The organism is Alteromonas sp. ABD4_190 (genome assembly GCF_056160105.1).
The window spans coordinates 3,785,148-3,806,214 of record NZ_JBSWWN010000001.1; the positions used below are offsets into that span (position 1 = coordinate 3,785,148).

The window sequence follows — 21,067 nt, forward strand, 5'->3', positions numbered from 1 at the left end:
GTGTCGAAAAAATCATATAAAACAAAATGTTAATGTTATTTTTTTGGCAGGGTGAAAAGTGGCCTCGGTGAAAATATCAGCCATTTGCACTAAAAAGGTGGGTTCGTGAATGTTTAAGGTGCAATGTCGCTATCTATTTCACAAGCACACTAACGCTTTTAGCCAGGCTCTTTATTTGAGTGACTGTTTGAGTGTTTTTAATTGAAGCTTCATGGCTACATGTCTATCAGAACCTTGATTCCTCTTTGCATAATGCTCATGTTCAAATAGCTCACACAGTTGTTTAAAGGCCTTAGCTGCATGCGGGGATAAAAAAGCGCTGGTTTCATTAATATAGGCTGATAAGGTTTTATTATCTCTATGTACCCCAGTCTTTGTTTCTACAAGTTTTATCGCTTTTAGTAATATGCGATAAGAAGGCGACAAGTGGCTCGTTTGTTTTTTGGGTAAAAAGTATAGCGCTAATATGAGCCCAATTAGCCCAAGCGCCGATAAAAATACTGCACGCATTTTTTGCGGAGTCAGTGCGCCTAATAGCTCCTCGAGCATATTGGTCTGGGCTGCATTATCAAAGCCCAGCACCCATTTGCTCCATGAATAGTCTAGTTGCTGAAACCAGCCTTGCAGGGTAGCAAATAAAGCAGAATTGCCAATTTCGCGCAAAATAGTTGTTTGACGTGATTCCCCTAGTTCTTCTAGTGCTTGTTCAAGACCAAAGGTTAAGCGTGATGGCGCCACCATACTTGTAGGGTCGAAACGCACCCACACACCATTAATTAACGCTTCTACCCATGCATGGGCATCGTATTGTCTTATTTGAAGCACGTTGTCGTTAAGTGCACTCCCGCCTTGATAGCCAGTTACCATTCTTGCAGGCACCCCGGCTGCACGAAGGACATATACCATTGCACCTGCATAATGCGCGCAAAATCCAGCGCGTTGCTCGAACAAGAAATTATCAATTGGATCTACAGGCATAGCGTTTGGAGACAGGGTGTAGCGGAAACCACCTTGACTGAATTCTCGCATTACTGCGTGCACTCGCGCTTGCATGTTTGTATATTGCTTCGCCAGTGCTTGCCCCCACTCTCTAGCTTTAAGATTACCATTTGTGGATAGTTGAAGATTCAGCTGCGATTCAAAGTCTCCAATTCCATTGGTGATTTGGGCGCCTGGAAAGTAGCGTAAATAAAAGGCTTTTTTACTTGAGATAGGGGTATTTGCACGCAAGGTGTAATCAAAAAGCGTGCTTACAGAAATGTTATTTTCGCGGTTGTTGGGAGACGACGGTTCTAAAGCAAATAGCCATGTTTGTTGCGTGGGCTCAACAATCAATTGATAGTCTATTACCTGAGAGCTACCGTTTTCAGCCAACAAGGATAACGGTGTCTCTCTATCTAGGAACGCCAACTGTTGTTCTGCTTGCTTGCGCTTATCGCTAATAGACCAGGTTTTCCCGTCGAAGTGTTCTAGTGTCATTGCGCGCCAGTACCTAGATTGTGCACTTGGGATCTCACTGACATTGTCAAACGTAGCACTGAATGCTAAGTCAGAGGAACTGGCAAGCGACGCTATATCACCTGGTGTTACTGTATCGGAGAGCCCTGTTTCTGTTGACTTTGATGTAGGCATTTGCCAAAGCGGGGGGAGTTGAGGTAACAATAAAAACAACAGCAGCGCAATAGGTAGGGCTTGAACAATAAGCACCGCGACAAATTTGGCGCATTGCGCGATAGGAAAGCCAGCGCCGTGATACAGGGCGGTGGCGATTAACAGCAGCGCTAATATTCCGGTGTAGCCAACCCATGCAAATACGCTGAGTGAGGAAATAAAACCGCAACCAATCAAAAATAGACAAGTGCATATCAGCAGGTGAAAATCTCGTTTCTTTTCTACCTGCATAACTTTGAGTGCGCTCGCTACCGCCAGTAAATTGATCATGCTGTCCAGCAGACCTACCGACAAGCCGAACCAAGACAAGGCGAACATGGCGAGTACAGCAAGTAAATTAACCGTACGAGAGGTTGGTAACTTTTGCAGCGTACTAAGGCCTGCAATTCTCACAATAACAGCGCACCCACCTAACATCAGTACCCATAACATTAGAGGCGCAGTTAACGTAAATAGAATTAGTGAAAACGCAAGGCTAAGCACGAGTATTGCCATTGAATTAGGCTGGCTTAGTGCGCTCCTAAAAACAGAAAGTTGTGACAGGCGATTTAGCAAAACATCATTCATGTTACTGGCCGCCTGTTTTTTTCTGTCTGGTAGATATTGAAACTGGTACGTTAACAGCAGCTGTGGCTGAAAAAGGTGGGAGGTTGAAACAAGCAAGCGCACTAAGGCATTCATGCATGTGGTTTGTACCTTGGTCAGGCGAGATGTTCAGCCCTTTGTATTGTATTCCAAACACGCGGCCTTCACTCGTCCATAACAATGTGGCGTGGGTTAGCGCTGAAACAGCAGTTTCCACATTGACGCTTGACGGCATTGAAAGCACAAAACTTTCACTTTGTTGTGAAGAAAATGATTTTGAGACCCAATTCCCATTTTTAGCCACATGTTTCCAAGATACGCGATTAAGTGGCTGTCCAATTTCGTAATCGTTCAGCCCATAAAAATCTTCGTTACTGTCTGGCGCATTTATTTGGCTTACACTTGTTGATTCATTGTGACTAGCCAGTTTATCGATAGTAATGGGGCCTTCTTGAGGCTTTGCATACACCATGACTTCCTGATCGAAATCAAGGTGAGTCCAACATCTATAAAGCCCAAGCGGAAAATCACAAGCGATAGTCATTCGACCTAGAGTAAACCGGCCACGGCTAGATATCCGAAGCGGTATATTCAGCGTTTGTTTTTGCGAGCTGGAATCTTTGTTTAATGAAAAGTTGTAGCTTTGCTGTTGGGCTGAAGTTTTACTCCCACCATGGATATAGTCAAATTGAGTATCTGTGTTCCTTACCACATTGAGCCATTTTATTGATAGTACTCCATTGCAACATTTCATCTGCGCGCTCAAATGGGGAATAACCTGAAGTTGAACTTCACCATTTTGGTTACAGTGAAACGAATTAGGGGGGAGGGCTTTAAGTGCTAGCCGCGCAAAGTTTTGATGCGTATAAAAAAGTGTTAGCAGCATAATGCTCAAACACAAATAGCTAAGCAGTAACATCAAGTTGTTTTGATAGTTAGTACCAAGTAAAAACAAGCACAGCGACAAAATAATAAAAGACCAGCCAAATCCACTTGGCAATATGAAAATACTGTTCAAGTTTAAATGGTGCTCCTGAGAAGCCGGCACGCGCTTATCTAACCATGCTGATAGTCGACGCCGAAAGTAGTTGAGAAAAGTTGCTGACACTTTACGCACCTCTAATACTCCTGGAGCTCATAGATACTAGGCTGCCAGTGGGTCGACGCTATCAAGCAATTTTTGACTTAGCTTCTCCCCATCGAAAGCGTGGCTCTGCTGCCCTTGAGCGACGTGATGCGAAGACAATGTTAGCCTATGGGCGGTAATTGCCACGAACACGGCTTGCACATCCTCGGGTGTTACATAATCTCTACCAGAAACGTATGCCCATGCTTTTGCGCCCTGAAGTAAGGCTCGACTGGCTCTAGGTGAAAGCGGGTTGGGAAAATCACTGCTCTGTCTGCTTTCGCCAACCAATCGCAGTATATAGTGAAGAATGGCGTCGCTGGTGTGAATGGCAGAGACATCGTTTTGCATTTTTCGCAAATTTGTTTCATCTAACATTTGGTTTAGGGGGGCCGAAGCATCTTCTTGCATGAGCATCGCCTTCTCTGCTTCCCACGCTGGGTAGCCTAAAGAGATACGCATAAAAAAGCGATCTAACTGCGATTCTGGAAGCGGATAAGTACCCGACTGATAGCTAGGGTTTTGCGTTGCGATAACAAAAAACGGCGTAGGCAGCGCGTGTGTTACACCGTCGATACTTACCTGACGTTCTTCCATTGCTTCTAACAGGGCACTCTGGGTTTTGGGACTTGCCCTATTTAACTCGTCGGCCAATACCACTTGGCTAAAAATAGGGCCGTGTCTAAACGTAAAACGTTTATCTTCGTCTTGCTCGTGACTATGAAAAATATTAACACCCAGCATGTCGGAGGGAAGCAAGTCTGATGTGAACTGAATGCGCGAATAATGGAGGCCAAAAACCTGCGAAAGTGCATGCGAGAGGGTCGTTTTTCCCATTCCTGGCAAGTCTTCGATTAACAGGTGACCGTTGGCCAGTAAACATGTGATGGCGAGTTTCAGTTGGTGCTCTTTTCCAATAATTTTTTGACTAAGAGCTTGCTGAACACGATTAATATCTTGGCGCATAGATTTGTCACTTTTATTTAAAAATACTTTGTCATAGTAGACGTTTAGCTCGTTACCATAGTAGCAGCGATAGTGTATCGCTTTCTATTACTATAACTTTGAAATTTTATACGTTGGTATGCAATCGGTCTGTTCAACATTTAATATTCACGATTCCTCAAAACATCTGCTATTAAGTGCTGCGTAGTTTAACTGTGTTGTCTATAATGGTGCCTCTTAAAAAGGAAGTAGTTATGAAAAGCATTGAAATAGATGACGATTTATATGCCTTCATCGCCAGCCAGACTAAGCATATTGGTGAGAGTGCATCGCAAATTTTAAGACGTTTACTTTTACCTGAAGATGGGGCGGTATCGCAGGGCTCAGAGCCTAGTGAAGCTTCATCGACGCCTGCAAAAACAAGCGAAACAAAAAGTGCAGACGTTACAGAGTCGATAAGTAAACCAAGCTCGGCGGTAGAAGCAGAAGTGGAGCCTAAAGCACCATTAGCCAAAACTGCTACAAAAGAGGCTAGCGCTTCGGTAAGGTCAACGGCGAATAAAGCATCGGTAAATAGAGCCGCGGCGAAGAAAGCTCCTGCGAAGGCCACGCCTGCAAAAACTGCTGTAGCAAAAACATCCGCAGGTACCAAAGCAGCGAAAAAGCCATCGGCAGCTACTGAAACATCACTTTCAAACGAAGCCCACACCAAGCGAGACATTTTGGATGCCGTGTCAAAAGATGCATTAAGCACCTTTACTAAACGGGTTGATCAATTCTTGTTTGTTTTAAGTGCAGCGCACAAGCTTAATGCAGAAAACTTTGCGCGCGTTGAAAGCATTAAGGGCAAAAACCGAACTTACTTTGCGACAAGTAAGGAAGCGTTACTTGAAAACGGCAGCAGCACTAATCCGAAAGCTATCCCAGATAGCCCGTTCTGGGTAGTGACAAATAACAATACTGCCAAGAAAACGAATATGCTGGAACAAGTTTTGCGTAACCTAGGTTATCAAGCTGATGTAATTGAAACCGTCGTCGCGCGTTTCTCTTCAGAAGGTAAATAGCAAGCCAAGCAACAAATAACGAAACTTCTAAATAAGGACTTTTTCATGGCATTACATCCGCAGGCTGGAAAGCATGCAGCTAAAGAACAGCTCATTAACGTACCCCAGTTAGTGAGCCAGTATTACAGCTACAAACCGGATATTAACGATCCGGGCCAGGCGGTGTCTTTCGGTACTTCTGGCCACCGAGGCACGGCGTCAAACGCTACCTTTACTGACACTCACATCGGTGCAATTTGCCAAGCTTTGGTAGAATACCGCAAGCAGGAAGGTATCAACGGCCCGTTATATGTTGGAAAAGATACCCACGCGTTATCTGAACCGGCCATGATCACTGCCATAGAAGTTTTATGTGCCAACGGCGTAGATGTTGTGGTGCAACGTTCAGATAACGAGAGCATGGGCTATACGCCAACGCCTGTTATTTCCCGCACTATCATTCGTTATAATCGCGCTGGCAATACAGACAAGGCTGATGGAATTGTTATTACGCCTTCTCATAATCCTCCTTCAGACGGTGGGTTTAAATACAACCCGCCGCACGGTGGTCCAGCCGACAGTGATGTAACTAAGCAAATTCAAGAGCGTGCGAACACGTTAATTGCTGATGGCAACAAAGATGTTCAGCGCATTGATATTCGCCAAGCTACCGAGCGTAAACTGGTTCGTGAAGAAGACTTTATGGAACCTTATATCGAAGACTTAGCTAAAGTTATTGATATGGACGCGATTGCAAAAGCGAACTTAAAACTAGGCACTGACCCTCTTGGTGGCGCCGGGGTAGGCTACTGGTCGCGTATTTCTGAAAAATATGGGTTAAACATCACAGTGGTTAACGATGCTGTCGACCCTCAATTTGGTTTCATGCGCCGCGACAAAGACGGCAAGCTTCGCATGGATTGTTCATCTGCTTACGCCATGGCAGGGTTAATCGAGCTAAAAGACAACTTCGATTTAGCATGGGGCAACGACCCGGATTTCGACCGTCATGGTATCGTGTGCAAAAGTGCAGGGCTGATGAACCCTAATCACTATTTGGCCGTGGCGATTAATTACCTTTATACCCATCGTCCAGACTGGCCAAGTGACTTAAATATCGGCAAGACACTTGTATCTAGCAGCATGATTGACCGCGTAGCGAATAGCCTAGGTAAGCCGCTGGCTGAAATGCCTGTTGGCTTCAAATGGTTTGTAGGTGGTCTATCTAACAGCACTATTGGTTTCGCTGGTGAAGAAAGTGCGGGCGGAATTTTTCTTGAGCGCAATGGAAGCACTTGGGCTACAGATAAAGACGGCTTTATTCTCTGCTTGTTGGCAGCAGAAATTCTAGCCGTTACAGGCAAAGATCCGGGCGAGCACTACAAAGCGCTAACGGAAAAATTTGCAGCACCGGTATATAGCCGTGTTGACGTAGCAGCAACCTTAGAGCAAAAGCAGAAACTTTCAGCGATGGATGCATCGGTAGTTACTAGCGATACGTTAGCAGGTGAGTCTATCACTTCTGTGCAAACTCACGCTCCAGGTAATAACGCGGCCATTGGTGGTGTTAAAGTGTCAACAGAAAACGGCTGGTTCGCAGCGCGTCCATCGGGCACCGAACAAATTTATAAGATTTATGCGGAAAGCTTTAAAGGTGAAAGCCACTTACAGGATTTAATTGCTGAAGCCGAAGCTTTAGTTGGTAAAATCATAAAGTAAGTATAAAAATAAACCGTCTTTTATTTTATTGTGTAAATAAGATGTTAAAAAACGCATGAATGCATACGAATTCATGCGTTTTTTTGTAATTTTAACAAAATTATTACAACATAATCGTTTAAGCGCTGTTATATTGATGTCATATTCTGAAGTTATTCTGTAATTAAATTACACTTTTGGTGTGTAAACACCGCTTCTACTTAAGAGTGAGACGCAAAATGAACGCAAAAGCGACCAAGACGCAAACCTCTCCTGTGATCGATAAGGCTGCATTCAAAGCGGCGGTTATCAAACACTTACACTGCACGCTAGGCACCGACGAAAACAAAGCAAACAATCACGCTTGGTGGAAAGCAACGTGCGCTGCAATTCAAGAACAAGTACTTGAAGGGTTGCGCAAAACCCAGAAAAGTCATTACCTGAACGACACCCGCGCCGTCCATTATTTCTCGGCTGAATTCCTTATGGGCCGTTTGCTTTCAAACAACCTGCAAAACTTCGGATTGTTCGATGTTGCGGGTGGCGCACTGAAAGAGCTAGGTGTTGAAATTTCAGACATTCTTGAAGAAGAGCCTGATATGGCGCTAGGTAATGGTGGCCTTGGCCGACTGGCAGCGTGTTTTATTGACTCGCTAGCGACCATGGAGTTGCCTGCTATTGGCTATGGTATTCACTACGAACACGGCTTGTTCCGCCAAGAAATTAAAAGCGGTGCACAAATCGAGCGTCCAGACAGCTGGCGTGATTACGGTAACCCGTGGGAAATTTGCCGTCCAGAATCTATTCAAGAAGTATCGCTTTATGGTTATGTAGAAACAAAATACGGCGAAAATGGTCGTGTGCTTAAAGAATGGCACCCTGGCTCAATTGTAAAAGGTGTGCCGTGGGACATTCCGGTTGTAGGCTACGAAGGTAAAACCGTAAACGTACTGCGGTTGTGGCAGTCAGAAGCGTCTGACTACTTCAATTGGGACGTATTCAATGCTGGTGGTTACGTTGATGCACAGCGTGAAAATGTATCAGCTGAAACGATTTCAAAAGTACTTTATCCAAACGATGAGACCGAAGCGGGTAAAGAGCTTCGCCTTATTCAGCAGTACTTCTTCTGCTCGTGCTCGCTTAAAGACATTATCCGTCGTTACAAGCGTGCTCATGGTGACGATTGGAGCCGTTTCGCCGATCAGGTTGTTATTCAGCTAAACGACACGCACCCAGCTATTTCGATACCAGAATTAATGCGTATTCTTGTGGATCGCGCCGAGTTAGGCTGGGACGAAGCGTGGGGGATTTGTACAAAAGTATTTGCATATACCAACCATACCTTGCTACCAGAAGCGCTAGAAAAGTGGCCAGCGCGCATGATTGAGAAAATTCTTCCTCGTCATCTAGAAATCATTTATGAAATTAACCACCGCTTTATGGCTGAGGTTGATAAGAAGTGGCCTGGCGACAATGCCATGAAAGCTAAGCTTTCAATCATTGAAGAAGGTAACGAGAAGATGGTTCGTATGGGCCACCTGTCGGTAATCGGCTCGTTTGCAGTGAACGGTGTGGCAGAAATGCACTCTCGTCTTGTTAAGTCGTCTCTGTTCCCAGAGTTCGATGAACTGTATCCAGGTAAGCTAACTAACGTAACCAACGGTATTACACCACGCCGCTGGTTGAAAGCGTGTAACCCAGGGCTGTCTAAGCTTATTGACAAGAAAATTGGTGAAGATTGGCCGCGTGATTTAGACAAGCTGCAGGGCTTGGCAAAATTCGCAAGCAACAAAACGTTCCAAAAGCAATTCATGAAAGTGAAGCTTGAGAACAAAGAGCTGCTAGCAGAGGAAATTCGCAAGTCACTTGATATAGAAGTAGACGTTAACGCCATTTTCGATGTGCAAATTAAGCGATTGCACGAGTATAAGCGTCAGCACTTAGCACTACTAAATATTATGGCGTTGTACCGTCGTATTCTTGAAAACCCTGATTACGATATGCATCCACGTGTATTTGTGTTTGGTGCTAAAGCCGCACCGGGTTACAAGCTTGCGAAAGATATTATCTTCGCTATTAACAAGGTAGCGGATAAGATCAACAACGATCCGCGCGTAAATAACAAGATTAAAGTAGCATTCTTACCAAACTACCGTGTATCACTCGCTGAAAAAATGATTCCAGCGGCAGACGTATCTGAGCAAATCAGTACGGCAGGTAAAGAGGCATCAGGAACCGGTAATATGAAGCTTGCACTGAACGGTGCGGTAACTATTGGTACACTTGATGGTGCAAACGTTGAAATTGCTGAAGAAGTAGGCGATGACAACATCTTTATCTTCGGACTTACAGTAGAAGAAGTGAACGAGCTTAAAGCGAAAGGCTATAACCCACATGACTACTACTATAAAGATCCAGAAATTAAAGCTGTGCTGGATTGGTTAGAAACGGATTACTTTACGCCAGGTAAACCAGGTGCACTGGTGTCAATTAAGCAAAGCTTACTTGATAACGGTGACCCGTACATGGTACTAGCGGATTTCCGCGCCTATTCTGACGCGCAAATAGCCGTTGATGCTGCATATCGCGATAAAGAGCGCTGGGCAGAAATGGCGATTATCAACACAGCTAAGATGGGTAAGTTCACTTCAGACCGCTCAATTCGTGACTACGTAGAGCGCGTTTGGAAACTTTCACCGTGTAAGATAGAAAGCTAGTCGCAAAACAGCAAAGAAAAAGCCCGGCAGTGTTAAGCTTGCCGGGTTTTTATTATCTTTAAAAAAAGCCTGTAGTTTTACTTAAATTAACATTGACATGCTTTACTTGATTAAAATAGCTTAAACATTTGTTACAACGGCCAGAAAAGGTGACATGCTATATTAGGCATATTTAGAATTATGTTTTACAAAAGTATAAGATGGTATGCAGAATAATACGTTACCAGTATTGCGCCTTGCGCGACGTCATGGTTTTATATAAGTAGTTGTTTTTATTGCCTAGAAGCGTAATGCGGAAGGAAAACATCATGAGCCAACACACATCACTGGCAACCATTCCCAATCGCTATGCCTTTATCGATAGCGTCTTAAAACAAGCGTCTCAAAGCACATCTATTTCTTTGATGCTGGTTGATGTTGTGCGTTTTTCAGATGTAACAACAAGTCTAGGTATTCACATCGGCGACCGTTTTTTGCTTGAGATAGCCAACCGTATACAACATCTTTTTGGGGAACATGTGCTTATTGGCCGAATAAGCGGCGATGTATTTGGAATCGTTTTTCCCAACGAAAATAAAGAAGCTGTGATGCGACAAATGTTCGAGCGCCTTGTAGAACATTTTAAAACACCTATGCATTATGATGGCACGGCATTTATCGCCGATTTCAATGTGGGCGTAGTGTGCGGCGAAAACGATGAGTTTGATATCACCGCTTTTGTATCTCGAGCAGAGTCTGCATTGAAGCAGGCAAAAGAAAATAAGTACGAAAATTACTTCGCGCTCAATAAATCGGACAAATCTGATACAGGCAGAAGTCTTGCGCTAAAAGCTGATTTAAAACGCGCGCTGGCTCAAAATGAACTTGAGCTTTATTACCAACCTAAGGTTGATTTGAATACCCTCGAAGTGGTGGGTGGTGAGTGCTTGTTACGTTGGAACCATCCTCTTGATGGCGTATTGTTTCCTGGGCCATTAATTGAAGCCGCAGAGTCATACAACATGATGAATGAACTGGGTTACTGGACGTTAGAGCAAGCATTTAAGGCCCTTGCTGAACTCGATGTGTTTAAATTGCCTATCGTTCTGTCAGTAAACATTTCACCTACTCAGCTTTATGACAATCAGTTAATACCTACACTGAAAATGTTAAGCGACACCTATGGTTTACCGCTGTCTCTTATTGAATTAGAACTCACGGAAGATGTAGCACTATCCAATTCACTAATGGTGAAAAAACAATTAGATGAGTTGAGAAGTCTAGGTGTGGCCATATCAGTAGATGACTTCGGCAAGGGATATTCCAACCTTGCTTATATTCGCGACCTAGATATCGATGCCCTGAAAATAGATAAATCCTTCGTGATGGAATTAGAAGCACACCCGGTTAATAGGGCGATTATTGAGGCGGCGAAAGTAATAGGCCAAGCTAAGAATTGTTGTGTGGTTGCTGAGGGCATAGAAACCGTAGAGCAGCTTCACATTCTTCGAGAGGTCGGGGTCTCTCAAGGTCAGGGGTATTTATTCTCGCGTGCTATACCTTTTACTGAATTCGTGCAACTTATTCAGCAAGAAATCATTGTCGGTAGTTCGCCAAGAAGGGCCCAAGCCTAGCTACTACCACCGCTAGCCAATCGTAATTAACCTCAGTAGCTTTGTACTTTATTGCGTCTTTGTTTCTAGTTTTTTATTTTGGGGCGCCTAATTAGGTTAAGTATTGCTACCCCCTTAGTACTAAAGAAACTGCGTAGTCTTGTAGAATATCGCGACTAGTGCAGAAAAGCGTTATTTATTAGTTACAGCCTAGCGCAATAAAACCCTGAGATAAGGTGATTTTGATAGACTGTCTCGGTACACTTAAGTTATTCGAGATTAGACAAAGTCAACAAAGCTCACACTTATGCAAGAACTTATCGAAAACGGCCAATTTTTAACACTTTCGCGCCGTCAACCCGAGTTATTCGAACGCGCTCACCAATTCACGCTAGCCAATGGCACTGACGTTCGTATCATTGCGCCTGGCATCATTAGTTTCTCTGTACAGCCTACCTCTACGCCAAACAAGCGCATAGTCTTGTCCTGTGGTGTTCACGGTAATGAAACTGCGCCTATCGAAATCTGTGATGAATTGGTTAAGGGGATCCTTACAGGGAACATAAGGCCTGCACATGATGTTTTATTTTTATTTGGCAACCTGCCCGCGATGGATATTGCAGAGCGTTTCGTTGAAGAGAACATGAACCGATTGTTTAGCGGGGCGCACTCAACTGGCGAGGGTTTAGTGAACGCTGAACGTGTGCGTGCTAAGCAGCTAGAAGAGGCGGTGGCGTCTTTCTTTGAAGCGGCTGAAGGCACCCGTTATCACTACGACTTACACACGGCAATTCGCGCTTCGAAAAATGAAAAGTTTGCAGTATATCCTTATCTTCACGACAGAGTTCATAGCAAAGGGCAACTAGCCTTCCTTGCGGCGTGTGGGGTAAAAACCATATTGCTGTCGGAAAGCTCTACAACCACCTTTAGCTACTTCTCGTCATATCAATACAACGCCCACGCGTTTACCGTTGAACTTGGCAAAGTGCGTCCATTTGGGCAAAACGATATGCGTCGATTTGAAGATGCGAAACAAGCGATAACGCAGCTAATTACTCAAACCGAGTACGCGCCTACAGTTGATATGGATGACCTTGATATTTATCGCGTGAACCAAGTTATAAACCGAAACGAAGAACAGTTTACGCTTCATTTCGATGACGATACGCCCAACTTCACTGACTACCCTAAAGGCACGGTATTGGCTTCTGAACCGGGTAAAGAGTACATAGCAGAGCAGGACGGCGAAGCCATTGTTTTTCCAAATGCAAAAGTGGCCATTGGACAACGCGCTTTGTTAACGGTTGTGCCTACTACGTTGGATAAGCTAGATGTTTAAACTTGATAGCCGTTTACACAATGATACATTTTTTGTCTGTGATCTTTCGCTGTGTCGTGTACTGTTGATGAATGATAGTCAGTTTCCGTGGCTTATTTTAGTACCGATGAAAAATGATATTACGGAAATTATCGATTTGTCAGAAGAAGAGCAGATTACTTTACTTAAAGAGTCTGCATTGACATCAAAAGTCATGCAGGCCTTGTTTTCACCGCTTAAACTTAACGTGGCAGCACTAGGTAACGTGGTAAGACAGCTCCACGTTCACCACGTTGCACGTTTTGAAAACGATTGCGCATGGCCAAAACCTGTTTGGGGCAATCAGCCCGCTGTGGCTTATGATTCCAACAATGCACAGGCGCTTGTTAAGTCTATTCAGCAGTGGTTTAAAGATAACAGCTAAAGGACGTTTGTCCTAAATAGCGACAAATAAACAGTTCAAATTAAAAGGAGTTACGCATGATTGTTTCAACTACCCCAACCTTAGAAGGTCACAAAATTGAGGCTTATTACGGCATTGTTGTAGGCGAGGCCGTAATGGGCGCAAATGTGTTCAAAGATCTCTTCGCGTCTATTCGCGATATCGTGGGTGGGCGTTCAGGGTCTTATGAAGAAGAGCTTACCACTGCGCGCAAGTTAGCGTTTACCGAACTAGAACATGAAGCAAGAAGCATGGGCGCAAACGCTGTAGTTGGAATAGACCTAGACTATCAAGTCATTGGTGATAAAGGCAGCATGCTAATGGTGAGCATTAGCGGTACTGCAGTAAAAACGACGCCTTTATAAGCTAAGAAGCGCGCTTTTTTGCGCACAGACTTTAGTGAATTAACGTTCATCAGTTCTACATCGAGCAAACTAGCGATAATGGACTTAAATGAAAAAGCTATTTCACGGTTTTCTTGTTGCTGTCACCACTATCATTGTGTGCTTGTGTCGACGAAGCATGGTCGCCGGATGTTTCAGTCTCGGCATGTGAGTGGCTAGTGTCTCTATTGGGGGTGACGTACTCGTCACCGCTTTTGTCATCATCATAAGGCTTAGAGGGGGTAGGGAATTTAAACTTAGCGCTGTATTTAAGTAGCGTGATGTTTCCTATAACCACGCCCAATACTAAAACAATAACGATGATGACCCAGGTAGTACTCATAAAAATTCCGTAGGCGACAGCCCTTTGTTCAATACGTAGCGATTATACAAGCTAGGTAGCTGCGGCAAAATACACGATTTACCTTCTATATCGCTTTGTTCAATGGCTTGTGTAAAACCGTCTAGGTTTCTGGCTTTTTCAAAGGTGCTTGCTGCGCTTTTAAAACTCAAATGCCAAGGTTCAACGGCCACGCCGCCACTATTGACTGAGAAAGGACGGTAGAAACCGAACTGTTCCATATGATCAGCTAACCAACAGGAAAGGTTGTGGCAGGGGCCGCCTGTAAGGTATTCGCTTTCTACAAGGTTAAAGTTGCCGTCCCACTTGTGTACAGCAGCTCTGTCATAAACGTCAATATCGGTGCCCCAATGATGACGACTGCCGCCAGGTAGCGCAGACCAGGTCAAAATAGCGTGCAGTTTTTCATCGTCACTTAGTGTTTCGAAAGGAAGTGCTGTGCCATTAACATCAAGAAGTTGCGCCTGCCCCGTCCATTTACGGTTAAAAATGACGGTTTGCCTATCAAAATCTCGAAAACTACTGACTAAATGTAAGTCTATACCGTCATTGTGCGCCGCATCTTGCATAGCAAGAAAGGGCGAAATAACGTCTTGATGAAGCCTATGGCCATTGCCAGCATCTACAAGGTAGTCGTTGTGCTGGCCTAGCCATGCTTGTTGCGGTATCTGATTCATGAACAACAATAAGGGCTATTTAGCCAATAAGCGTTCTAAGATACCGAAGTACATATCAGCAAGCTGTTCAAGGTCAGCCATTTTTACGCACTCGTCAATTTTGTGGATAGTGGCATTAACCGGGCCTAGCTCTATAACTTGTGCTCCCGTAGGCGCAATAAAACGGCCATCGGATGTACCGCCTGCGGTAGAGAGTACCGTAGGTGTGCCTTTAACTGCAGCAATAGCACCTTGGGTTGCTTCTAATAGCGCGCCTGTATCGGTCAAAAATGGTTGTCCATTAAAGGTCCAGTTTATCTCGTACTCAAAGTCGTGGGCGTCTAAAATAGCGGTGACACGTTCAATAAGAAGTTGGTCGGTCACTTCTGTTGAAAAGCGGAAGTTGAAGCAAACGTGAAGTTCGCCTGGTATTACATTACCTGCCCCTGTACCTGCGTGAATATTTGAAACCTGAAAGCTAGTGGGCGGGAAGAAGTCGTTACCGTTATCCCAGTGTGACTTTGCTAATTCATCAAGGGCCGCCATGGCGCTGTGCACAGGGTTATTTGCTAGATGAGGGTAGGCAACATGGCCCTGAACGCCCTTCACAACTAAATCACCCGTTAATGAGCCTCTACGACCATTTTTGACAATATCACCCACTTCGTCTGTTGAAGAGGGTTCACCAACAATACACCAGTCAATCTTTTCATTTCGCGCTTCTAGGGTGTCGATAACGCGAGTAGTACCGTTAATAAACGGGCCTTCTTCGTCGCTCGTAATAAGGTAGGCGATACTTCCCTTGTGATCTGGGTACTTGTTCACAAATTCACGGGTGGCTACAAGCATAGCGGCAAGGCTGCCTTTCATGTCGGCAGCGCCGCGACCATGCAAATAGCCATCAACTTCTGTCGCAGTGAAAGGTGGTGTTTTCCAAGCCGACTCTGGGCCGCTTGGTACCACATCAGTATGACCAGCAAAACAAAATACGGGGCCTTCTTTACCTCGGCGAGACCAAAGGTTAGTGGTGTCTTCAAACACCATTGTTTCATTATTAAACCCCAGTGCGCCTAAAAACTCGCCCATGGCCTCTTGGCAGCCTGCATCTTCTGGCGTTACAGAGCGACGGTTTATGAGTTGCTTAGCAATTTTAATAACAGAATCGTTTAACAAAATATTTCCTCATACTGTGCAGGCTTAAAACCGATGTGAAAAGCATTGTCGTGAAAAAGAATAGGGCGTTTAACCATAGCTGGGTGGAGTTCTAACAAGGCCAGCGCTTTTTCTTTATCTAAGTTTGCTTTCTCCTGCTCTTCTAGCTGGCGGTAGGTGGTTCCACGTTTATTTAACATGGATTCCCAGCCAAGCTCAGACTCAGCGCGTACAAGGAAATCGTTGTCGATACCATCTTTACGGTAGTCGTGAAAGGTGAACGAGATATCGTTATCTGCTAACCATTTTTTCGCTTTTTTGATGGTGTCACAGTTTGGGATCCCATAAAGGATTGTACTCATGGTGATTTATTCCGTACTACTTTGTTGTTTGTAAATTATTGACGCTGGTTAGAACAGTGCCATTATGTGGCGCTGTTTCGAAGAGCTAGAGGAAATAGAAAACCGCAATAGCCCGAAAAGAGTGCGCCTGTACATCTTTTTTTTCAATGTGCTACATCATACAAGCTGTTAATACGTTGATAAACTCACTTGCGATGATTTTTGAAGGTGAAAGCCTGTGTTTAGGTCGAGGATAACGTTATAGATATAGCGTTAGAAGTGTATCCTCACCGGCTTCTACAAATTTTTGGTGGGTAGGCAATACACCGATAAGCGCTTGGGCGTTAAGCAGGGTTAGCGCACATGTGTTGATTACACCACGTTGTTTCAGCCATGCAGCATTCACAGTAAAAAGTACTTGCTTAGGCTTAATTTCATCGCCTCGTTTTAGCGAACAGACGAACTGTGCACCATGCAGATGACTAGTATCGCCACCATATTTAATCTTGCACTTGAGGCCCGCGCTAGACTGTACATCGATAGCGTAGTCTAACGGCGAAACGCTTAGTACTCTTCCGGCAAAAGGCGAGACTATTGTATTTGACGTAGAGCTTACCGCTGCCCCAGGCCCCATAAGGCCGCTTTTATAATAAGGATCGTCAATGTGTGATAGTGAAACCACTTGCCCTGAAAACGGACTTACAGTTGCAAACTGCTTGGCAAAACTATCTGGAGCGTACTGTAGTTGCTTAGCGTTCACGGTATTAGACGTCCTCACTTACCGAGTAGCCAGCTTTCTTAAGCGCACTAATGGCATCTTTTAGTTTGTTGTCTTTTACTAAAAAGAAGTCAGTATCGAAGGTTGATACCACGAATATGGCCACTTTTGCTGATGCTAACACTTCTCCAATTTGGGCCATTATCCCTACCATAGATAAGTGTAAAGGCCCTAACAGTTCAAGTGCGCGCCAACCTTCATCACTATCCAGTGACGCTACATCTACCGAGTCAGGCACAACAATAGATAATTCATCTTCTGTTTTACCTAAGAAAAAAAGGGGACTATTTAGCACAGATGCAGGGATATTGGTTTCAGGATCCAGGCTGTGAATTGTAAATAAAGATTCTCTGACTAAAAGTGTTTGTTTGGGCATGAGAAACCGAAAAAAAGATAACTTCGAAGATATTCACATTAAACCATTAACTGTGATTAAGTGCTACGTGTTATCCACTTAATCTGTGGATAAGTTTGTTGAGTAGTTTGGGGCTTTGCTGTAACTCATTGTAAATAAAGAAATAAATAAACTGTACAAACAATGTTCAGTGGATAACATTCTCAATTTCACAAGCATTTTCCACAGGCCATGTCTACAACTAAAATAAAAAATGTTTGGTAATTTTGTAATTTCTTAGCTTGACAATAGATGTCTTTTGAAAAAATTCACCATCAATAAATCACTAAACTGATCAAGATCGTGCGTATGCAAAGATTGAGTTTTTGCGTAACAAGTAAATTACTAGTTAACAAAGCTTTATTAAGGTGGCACAGTCGGTTATGCAACGGTTATTAACAAGCCTTGACCTTTGTTGACAAAGATCAATAGCCCTTGAATATTACAAGAGATAAGGAAAGACTATGTCAGATTCTTCATGGTGCGATATAACGGTAGAAAATGCGGACGAACTTGTCAGCTTTTACGAAGCGGTGATGGGCTGGAAGAAAGAACCCATTGATATGGGCGGCTACAATGATTACGTTATGATGAAACCCGACGGAACACCAGTAGGCGGTATTTGTCATAAGAAGGGCGTTAATGCGCAGTACCCAGGCGGGTGGATTAACTATTTCACGGTGGAAAATCTCGAGTTAGCTTTAAATGCGGCTATTGAAAAGGGTGGAAGGCAGGTAGGTGACATACGCCACCATGGCAAAGACAGCTTCTGTGTGATTACTGACCCAAGTGGTGCGGCTTGTGCGCTTTATGAAAAAGCACAAAGCTGAGCAGGGATTAAAAAATCACCACGATTAGAAATAGCGCTCTAAAAGCGAAAAATTAAAAAGCAGCGTGTAGCGTTACTCGCTGCTTTTTTCGATAGGCTACTAAGCGATTTAGCTCACCTAGCGCGACGGGATTACTTGCTAAGCGTTACGCGCTCGTACGCCTGGGGTTACTTTTTTGTGTCGGGGCTACTTGTTTAGCACACCGCGGTTAACTTGGTCTCGTTCAATAGATTCAAACAGGGCTTTAAAGTTACCTTCTCCAAAGCCTTCATCCTGCTTGCGCTGAATAAATTCAAAGAATACCGGGCCGAAAACGGTTTCAGAAAATATCTGAAGTAGTAGTCGAGGCTCACCATTTTCTGTAGTGCCGTCTAATAGAATGCCACGTTTTTGTAGCTCATCTACGTTTTCGCCGTGCCCAGGAAGACGCTCTTCAAGCATGTCGTAGTAGGTATTTGGTGGAGGCGTCATAAACTTCATGCCTTTCGCTTTCAGCTTATCTAAGCACGCTACCAAATCGTCACAAGCGAAAGCGATATGTTGGATACCTTCACCGTTGTATTTCATTAAGAATTCTTCAATTTGGCCGCCACCACCAACCGCTTCTTCATTTAACGGAATACGAATTTTACCGTCTGGCGCCGTCATGGCTTTCGATAGTAGGCCGGTATATTCACCTTTAATATCGAAGTAACGGATTTCTCTGAAATTAAATAGCTTTTCGTAAAATCCTGCCCAGAAATCCATGCGACCGCGATACACATTATGGGTAAGGTGGTCGAGAGTATGGAATCCACAGCCTTCAGGGTGGCGATCTACCCCTTCAATCCAGTTGAAATCGATATCATAGATAGTGTTCTCGCCTTCATAACGGTCTATGAGGTACAGCATTGCGCCACCAATGCCCTTTATTGCAGGGAGTTTCAACTCCATTGGGCCGGTGTGGGTGTCCATAGGCTGTGCACCGCGGGCAAGCACTTCCTTATAAGCATGCTGTGAATCTTTAACGCGAAAAGCCATGCCACACGCAGAAGGACCGTGCTCTTCAGCATAGTAGCCTGCATGGCAGTTTTTCTCGTAGTTACTCAACAGGTTGATGTCGCCCTGACGCCATAGTTCAACGTCTTTTGACTTGTGGCGTGCAACAAGCGTAAAGCCCATCGCTTCAAAGATAGGCTCTAGTATGCCTTTTTCTGGCGCAGTGAACTCTAGGAATTCAAACCCATCTAAACCAATTGGGTTTTCAAACAAATCAGCCATAGCGATACATCCTCAACGTAAATGGTATTTTATAATTGTTACCTGATTGTAAGGGCGCAGTGAAAAAGCAAGCAATAGGTGTCGAGTTCAAGGATTCTGGGTATGGAAAGCAAAGCTGTAACGTTTTATTTTCACCTGTGAATGTTGAGCTGAGTTAGGGAAAGCTTGCTTCCCCTAACTTATTGAAAATAAATACCATTAAGCAAAAGAGATGATTGTCAGTAGTGTTCAAAAATCGGTACAAGTACTCGTTTAGGTGTGAGTACGCGTAACGTTGCTAATCTCATGGTGCTTATTTTTCACCGTCATAGTACTTTTTAAGACCTTTCCAGCATGCCAGATAGTCTCGTTGACGGATATCACTGTTTAAAGCGAACTCCGTTGGCGCAATGGCATAGCGAGACTCGAGCATAAATGCCAATGTGTTTTCGTAGCGCTGGGGGGCTAATTCAGCGTTAGACGCTTTTTCGAAAACTTCAGCTTCAGGTCCATGAGGCGTCATACAGTTGTGAAGACTCATGCCGCCCGGCACGAAGCCATGTTCTTTTGCATCGTACGTACCTTCGATAAGCCCCATAAATTCACTCATAATATTTCTGTGGTAATACGGCGGGCGAAAGGTATTTTCAGCAACCATCCACCTCGGAGGAAAAATAACGAAGTCAACGTTCGCCGTACCTTCCAGTTCAGATGGTGAGGTAAGCACGGTAAATATCGACGGGTCAGGGTGGTCGAAACTTACAGTATTCATTACATTGAAACGAGAAAGATCGTATTTGTAAGGCGCAGAATTGCCTACCCAAGCCACTACATCAAAAGGAGAGTGATCGAGTTTTGCTTCGAACAAATTTCCACAGAATTTGTTTACCAAAGTGTGAGGCGTCTCATTATCTTCAAACCAAGCCGTGGGGTAGCAGAAGTCACGTTGGTTCGCGTAGCCATTCGCGCCTACCGGGCCGCGCTCTGGCAGCACAAAAGGATGACCGTAGTTTTCGCATATATAACCGCGAATTGGCCCGTTAGTAGGATTAACCGCAAAACGAACACCACGAGGAATAACCGCTATTTCACCTACAGAAAGGTTGAGCCTGCCAAACTCAGTGGTGAGCAGCATGTCACCTAGCTGAGGGACAATCAGCATTTCACCGTCGGATGAGTAGAAAACACGATTTTGCATATTGGTATTGGCACTGTAGCAGTGAATGCCCATACCCACTTGCTTCTTGGCGTCTCCGTTAGTGGCAATGGTGATAAGCGAATCTACAAAATCAATGTCTTTCTCCGGTAATGGCACAGGGTCCCACCTAAGAACATTCGGAGGGCAATGAACATCAGTCTCTGGGGCTGTTCTCACTAGGCCATTATCAATTTTTTCAAAGTCGCCCATTGCGATAGATGGACGCAGGCGATACGTCCAGCTGCGGCGGTTTTCTGCTCGTGGGGCAGTAAATGCAGTACTGCTAAACTGTTCAGCGTAAAGCTTATAATTCACTTTTTGTGGGCTGAACTGGCCTTTAGGAAGGGCACCAGGCAACGCCTCTGTTTCGTGCTCGTTGTTAAAGCCCGTTAAATAAGTCAAGTTATCCATATACGCTCCAATAGGCGGGACCAGTGTTGGGATCTGCTCCTAAACCAACAATAAAGTAGTTGCAAATGAAACTATGTGTTTTAGGCTAGTGGTAAATGAAATGTAAATCAATAATAGGTATAAAGCGGGCGGGATAAGAGCAAAGCAGACTCCGGTACGCTAACTTTACACTGCTAATGATAGGCGT

Annotated in this window: 19 protein-coding genes; 8 read left to right on the top strand and 11 right to left on the bottom strand. The window is 44.3% G+C overall.

Annotation, left to right across the window (positions count from 1 at the left end):
* Positions 1 to 171: 171 nt before the first annotated feature.
* The 3 genes from ACXAFM_RS16585 to ACXAFM_RS16595 are packed head-to-tail and all read right to left on the bottom strand — an operon-like array spanning position 172 to position 4,348.
* Positions 172 to 2,238 carry a transglutaminase TgpA family protein gene (locus tag ACXAFM_RS16585; RefSeq protein WP_474835348.1) on the bottom strand — a complete coding sequence of 689 codons (2,067 nt, stop codon included), beginning with the start codon at positions 2,236 to 2,238 and terminating at the stop codon, positions 172 to 174.
* A 1-nt stretch (position 2,239) separates the two neighbouring features.
* Entirely contained in the window at positions 2,240 to 3,364 is a 1,125-nt protein-coding gene (locus ACXAFM_RS16590) for a DUF58 domain-containing protein (protein WP_474835350.1), read from the bottom strand.
* 36 nt (positions 3,365 to 3,400) lie between these two features.
* The gene (locus tag ACXAFM_RS16595; protein WP_474835352.1) at positions 3,401 to 4,348 is read right to left on the bottom strand and encodes an AAA family ATPase; all 948 of its coding nucleotides are present in this window, start codon (positions 4,346 to 4,348) and stop codon (positions 3,401 to 3,403) included.
* 233 nt (positions 4,349 to 4,581) lie between these two features.
* Here ACXAFM_RS16595 and seqA point away from each other — a divergent pair, with 233 nt between their 5' ends.
* The 7 genes from seqA to ACXAFM_RS16630 all read left to right on the top strand — a co-directional run bounded on the left by seqA (position 4,582) and on the right by ACXAFM_RS16630 (position 13,502).
* Entirely contained in the window at positions 4,582 to 5,391 is an 810-nt protein-coding gene (seqA, locus tag ACXAFM_RS16600) for a replication initiation negative regulator SeqA (RefSeq protein WP_474830998.1), read from the top strand.
* A 45-nt stretch (positions 5,392 to 5,436) separates the two neighbouring features.
* Complete coding sequence (gene pgm / locus ACXAFM_RS16605) at positions 5,437 to 7,089, top strand: phosphoglucomutase (alpha-D-glucose-1,6-bisphosphate-dependent) (protein ID WP_474835354.1); 1,653 nt, start codon at positions 5,437 to 5,439, stop codon at positions 7,087 to 7,089.
* Between the two features lie 218 nt (positions 7,090 to 7,307).
* Positions 7,308 to 9,785, top strand: coding sequence for a glycogen/starch/alpha-glucan phosphorylase (locus tag ACXAFM_RS16610; RefSeq protein ID WP_474835356.1), 2,478 nt, complete (start codon positions 7,308 to 7,310; stop codon positions 9,783 to 9,785).
* Between the two features lie 308 nt (positions 9,786 to 10,093).
* Entirely contained in the window at positions 10,094 to 11,398 is a 1,305-nt protein-coding gene (locus ACXAFM_RS16615; RefSeq protein WP_474835358.1) for a putative bifunctional diguanylate cyclase/phosphodiesterase, read from the top strand.
* A gap of 286 nt (positions 11,399 to 11,684) precedes the next feature.
* A complete protein-coding gene (gene astE / locus ACXAFM_RS16620; RefSeq protein ID WP_474835360.1) occupies positions 11,685 to 12,716 on the top strand; it encodes a succinylglutamate desuccinylase in 1,032 nt (343 codons plus the stop codon).
* The gene (locus ACXAFM_RS16625; protein WP_474835362.1) at positions 12,709 to 13,119 is read left to right on the top strand and encodes an HIT domain-containing protein; all 411 of its coding nucleotides are present in this window, start codon (positions 12,709 to 12,711) and stop codon (positions 13,117 to 13,119) included. The genes astE and ACXAFM_RS16625 overlap by 8 nt, the downstream gene beginning before the upstream one ends.
* Before the next feature lie 56 nt (positions 13,120 to 13,175).
* Positions 13,176 to 13,502 carry a heavy metal-binding domain-containing protein gene (locus tag ACXAFM_RS16630; protein WP_014949040.1) on the top strand — a complete coding sequence of 109 codons (327 nt, stop codon included), beginning with the start codon at positions 13,176 to 13,178 and terminating at the stop codon, positions 13,500 to 13,502.
* A gap of 97 nt (positions 13,503 to 13,599) precedes the next feature.
* On the opposite strand, the gene ACXAFM_RS16635 is transcribed toward ACXAFM_RS16630, so the two are convergent.
* From ACXAFM_RS16635 to ACXAFM_RS16660, 6 genes are all read right to left on the bottom strand, one after another.
* Positions 13,600 to 13,863, bottom strand: coding sequence for a DUF2897 family protein (locus tag ACXAFM_RS16635; protein WP_474835364.1), 264 nt, complete (start codon positions 13,861 to 13,863; stop codon positions 13,600 to 13,602).
* The gene (locus tag ACXAFM_RS16640; RefSeq protein ID WP_474835569.1) at positions 13,860 to 14,564 is read right to left on the bottom strand and encodes a M15 family metallopeptidase; all 705 of its coding nucleotides are present in this window, start codon (positions 14,562 to 14,564) and stop codon (positions 13,860 to 13,862) included. The genes ACXAFM_RS16635 and ACXAFM_RS16640 overlap by 4 nt, the downstream gene beginning before the upstream one ends.
* A 9-nt stretch (positions 14,565 to 14,573) precedes the next feature.
* Complete coding sequence (gene dapE, locus ACXAFM_RS16645; RefSeq protein WP_474831013.1) at positions 14,574 to 15,710, bottom strand: succinyl-diaminopimelate desuccinylase; 1,137 nt, start codon at positions 15,708 to 15,710, stop codon at positions 14,574 to 14,576.
* On the bottom strand, positions 15,704 to 16,051 hold the full coding sequence (locus ACXAFM_RS16650; RefSeq protein WP_474831015.1) for an ArsC family reductase: 348 nt from the start codon (positions 16,049 to 16,051) through the stop codon (positions 15,704 to 15,706). The genes dapE and ACXAFM_RS16650 overlap by 7 nt, the downstream gene beginning before the upstream one ends.
* A gap of 238 nt (positions 16,052 to 16,289) precedes the next feature.
* Positions 16,290 to 16,790 (bottom strand): PTS sugar transporter subunit IIA, encoded by a 501-nt coding sequence (locus tag ACXAFM_RS16655; RefSeq protein ID WP_474831017.1) that lies wholly within the window; start codon positions 16,788 to 16,790, stop codon positions 16,290 to 16,292.
* Positions 16,791 to 16,794: 4 nt separating this feature from the next.
* On the bottom strand, positions 16,795 to 17,184 hold the full coding sequence (locus ACXAFM_RS16660) for an ACT domain-containing protein (protein ID WP_474831019.1): 390 nt from the start codon (positions 17,182 to 17,184) through the stop codon (positions 16,795 to 16,797).
* Positions 17,185 to 17,666: 482 nt separating this feature from the next.
* Here ACXAFM_RS16660 and ACXAFM_RS16665 point away from each other — a divergent pair, with 482 nt between their 5' ends.
* Complete coding sequence (locus tag ACXAFM_RS16665) at positions 17,667 to 18,032, top strand: VOC family protein (protein ID WP_474831021.1); 366 nt, start codon at positions 17,667 to 17,669, stop codon at positions 18,030 to 18,032.
* A 186-nt stretch (positions 18,033 to 18,218) separates the two neighbouring features.
* On the opposite strand, the gene hppD is transcribed toward ACXAFM_RS16665, so the two are convergent.
* Positions 18,219 to 19,292: a 4-hydroxyphenylpyruvate dioxygenase gene (gene hppD, locus ACXAFM_RS16670; protein ID WP_474831023.1), complete on the bottom strand. Its 1,074-nt coding sequence runs from the start codon at positions 19,290 to 19,292 to the stop codon at positions 18,219 to 18,221.
* 292 nt (positions 19,293 to 19,584) lie between these two features.
* Complete coding sequence (gene hmgA, locus ACXAFM_RS16675; protein ID WP_474831025.1) at positions 19,585 to 20,880, bottom strand: homogentisate 1,2-dioxygenase; 1,296 nt, start codon at positions 20,878 to 20,880, stop codon at positions 19,585 to 19,587.
* Positions 20,881 to 21,067: the final 187 nt, after the last annotated feature.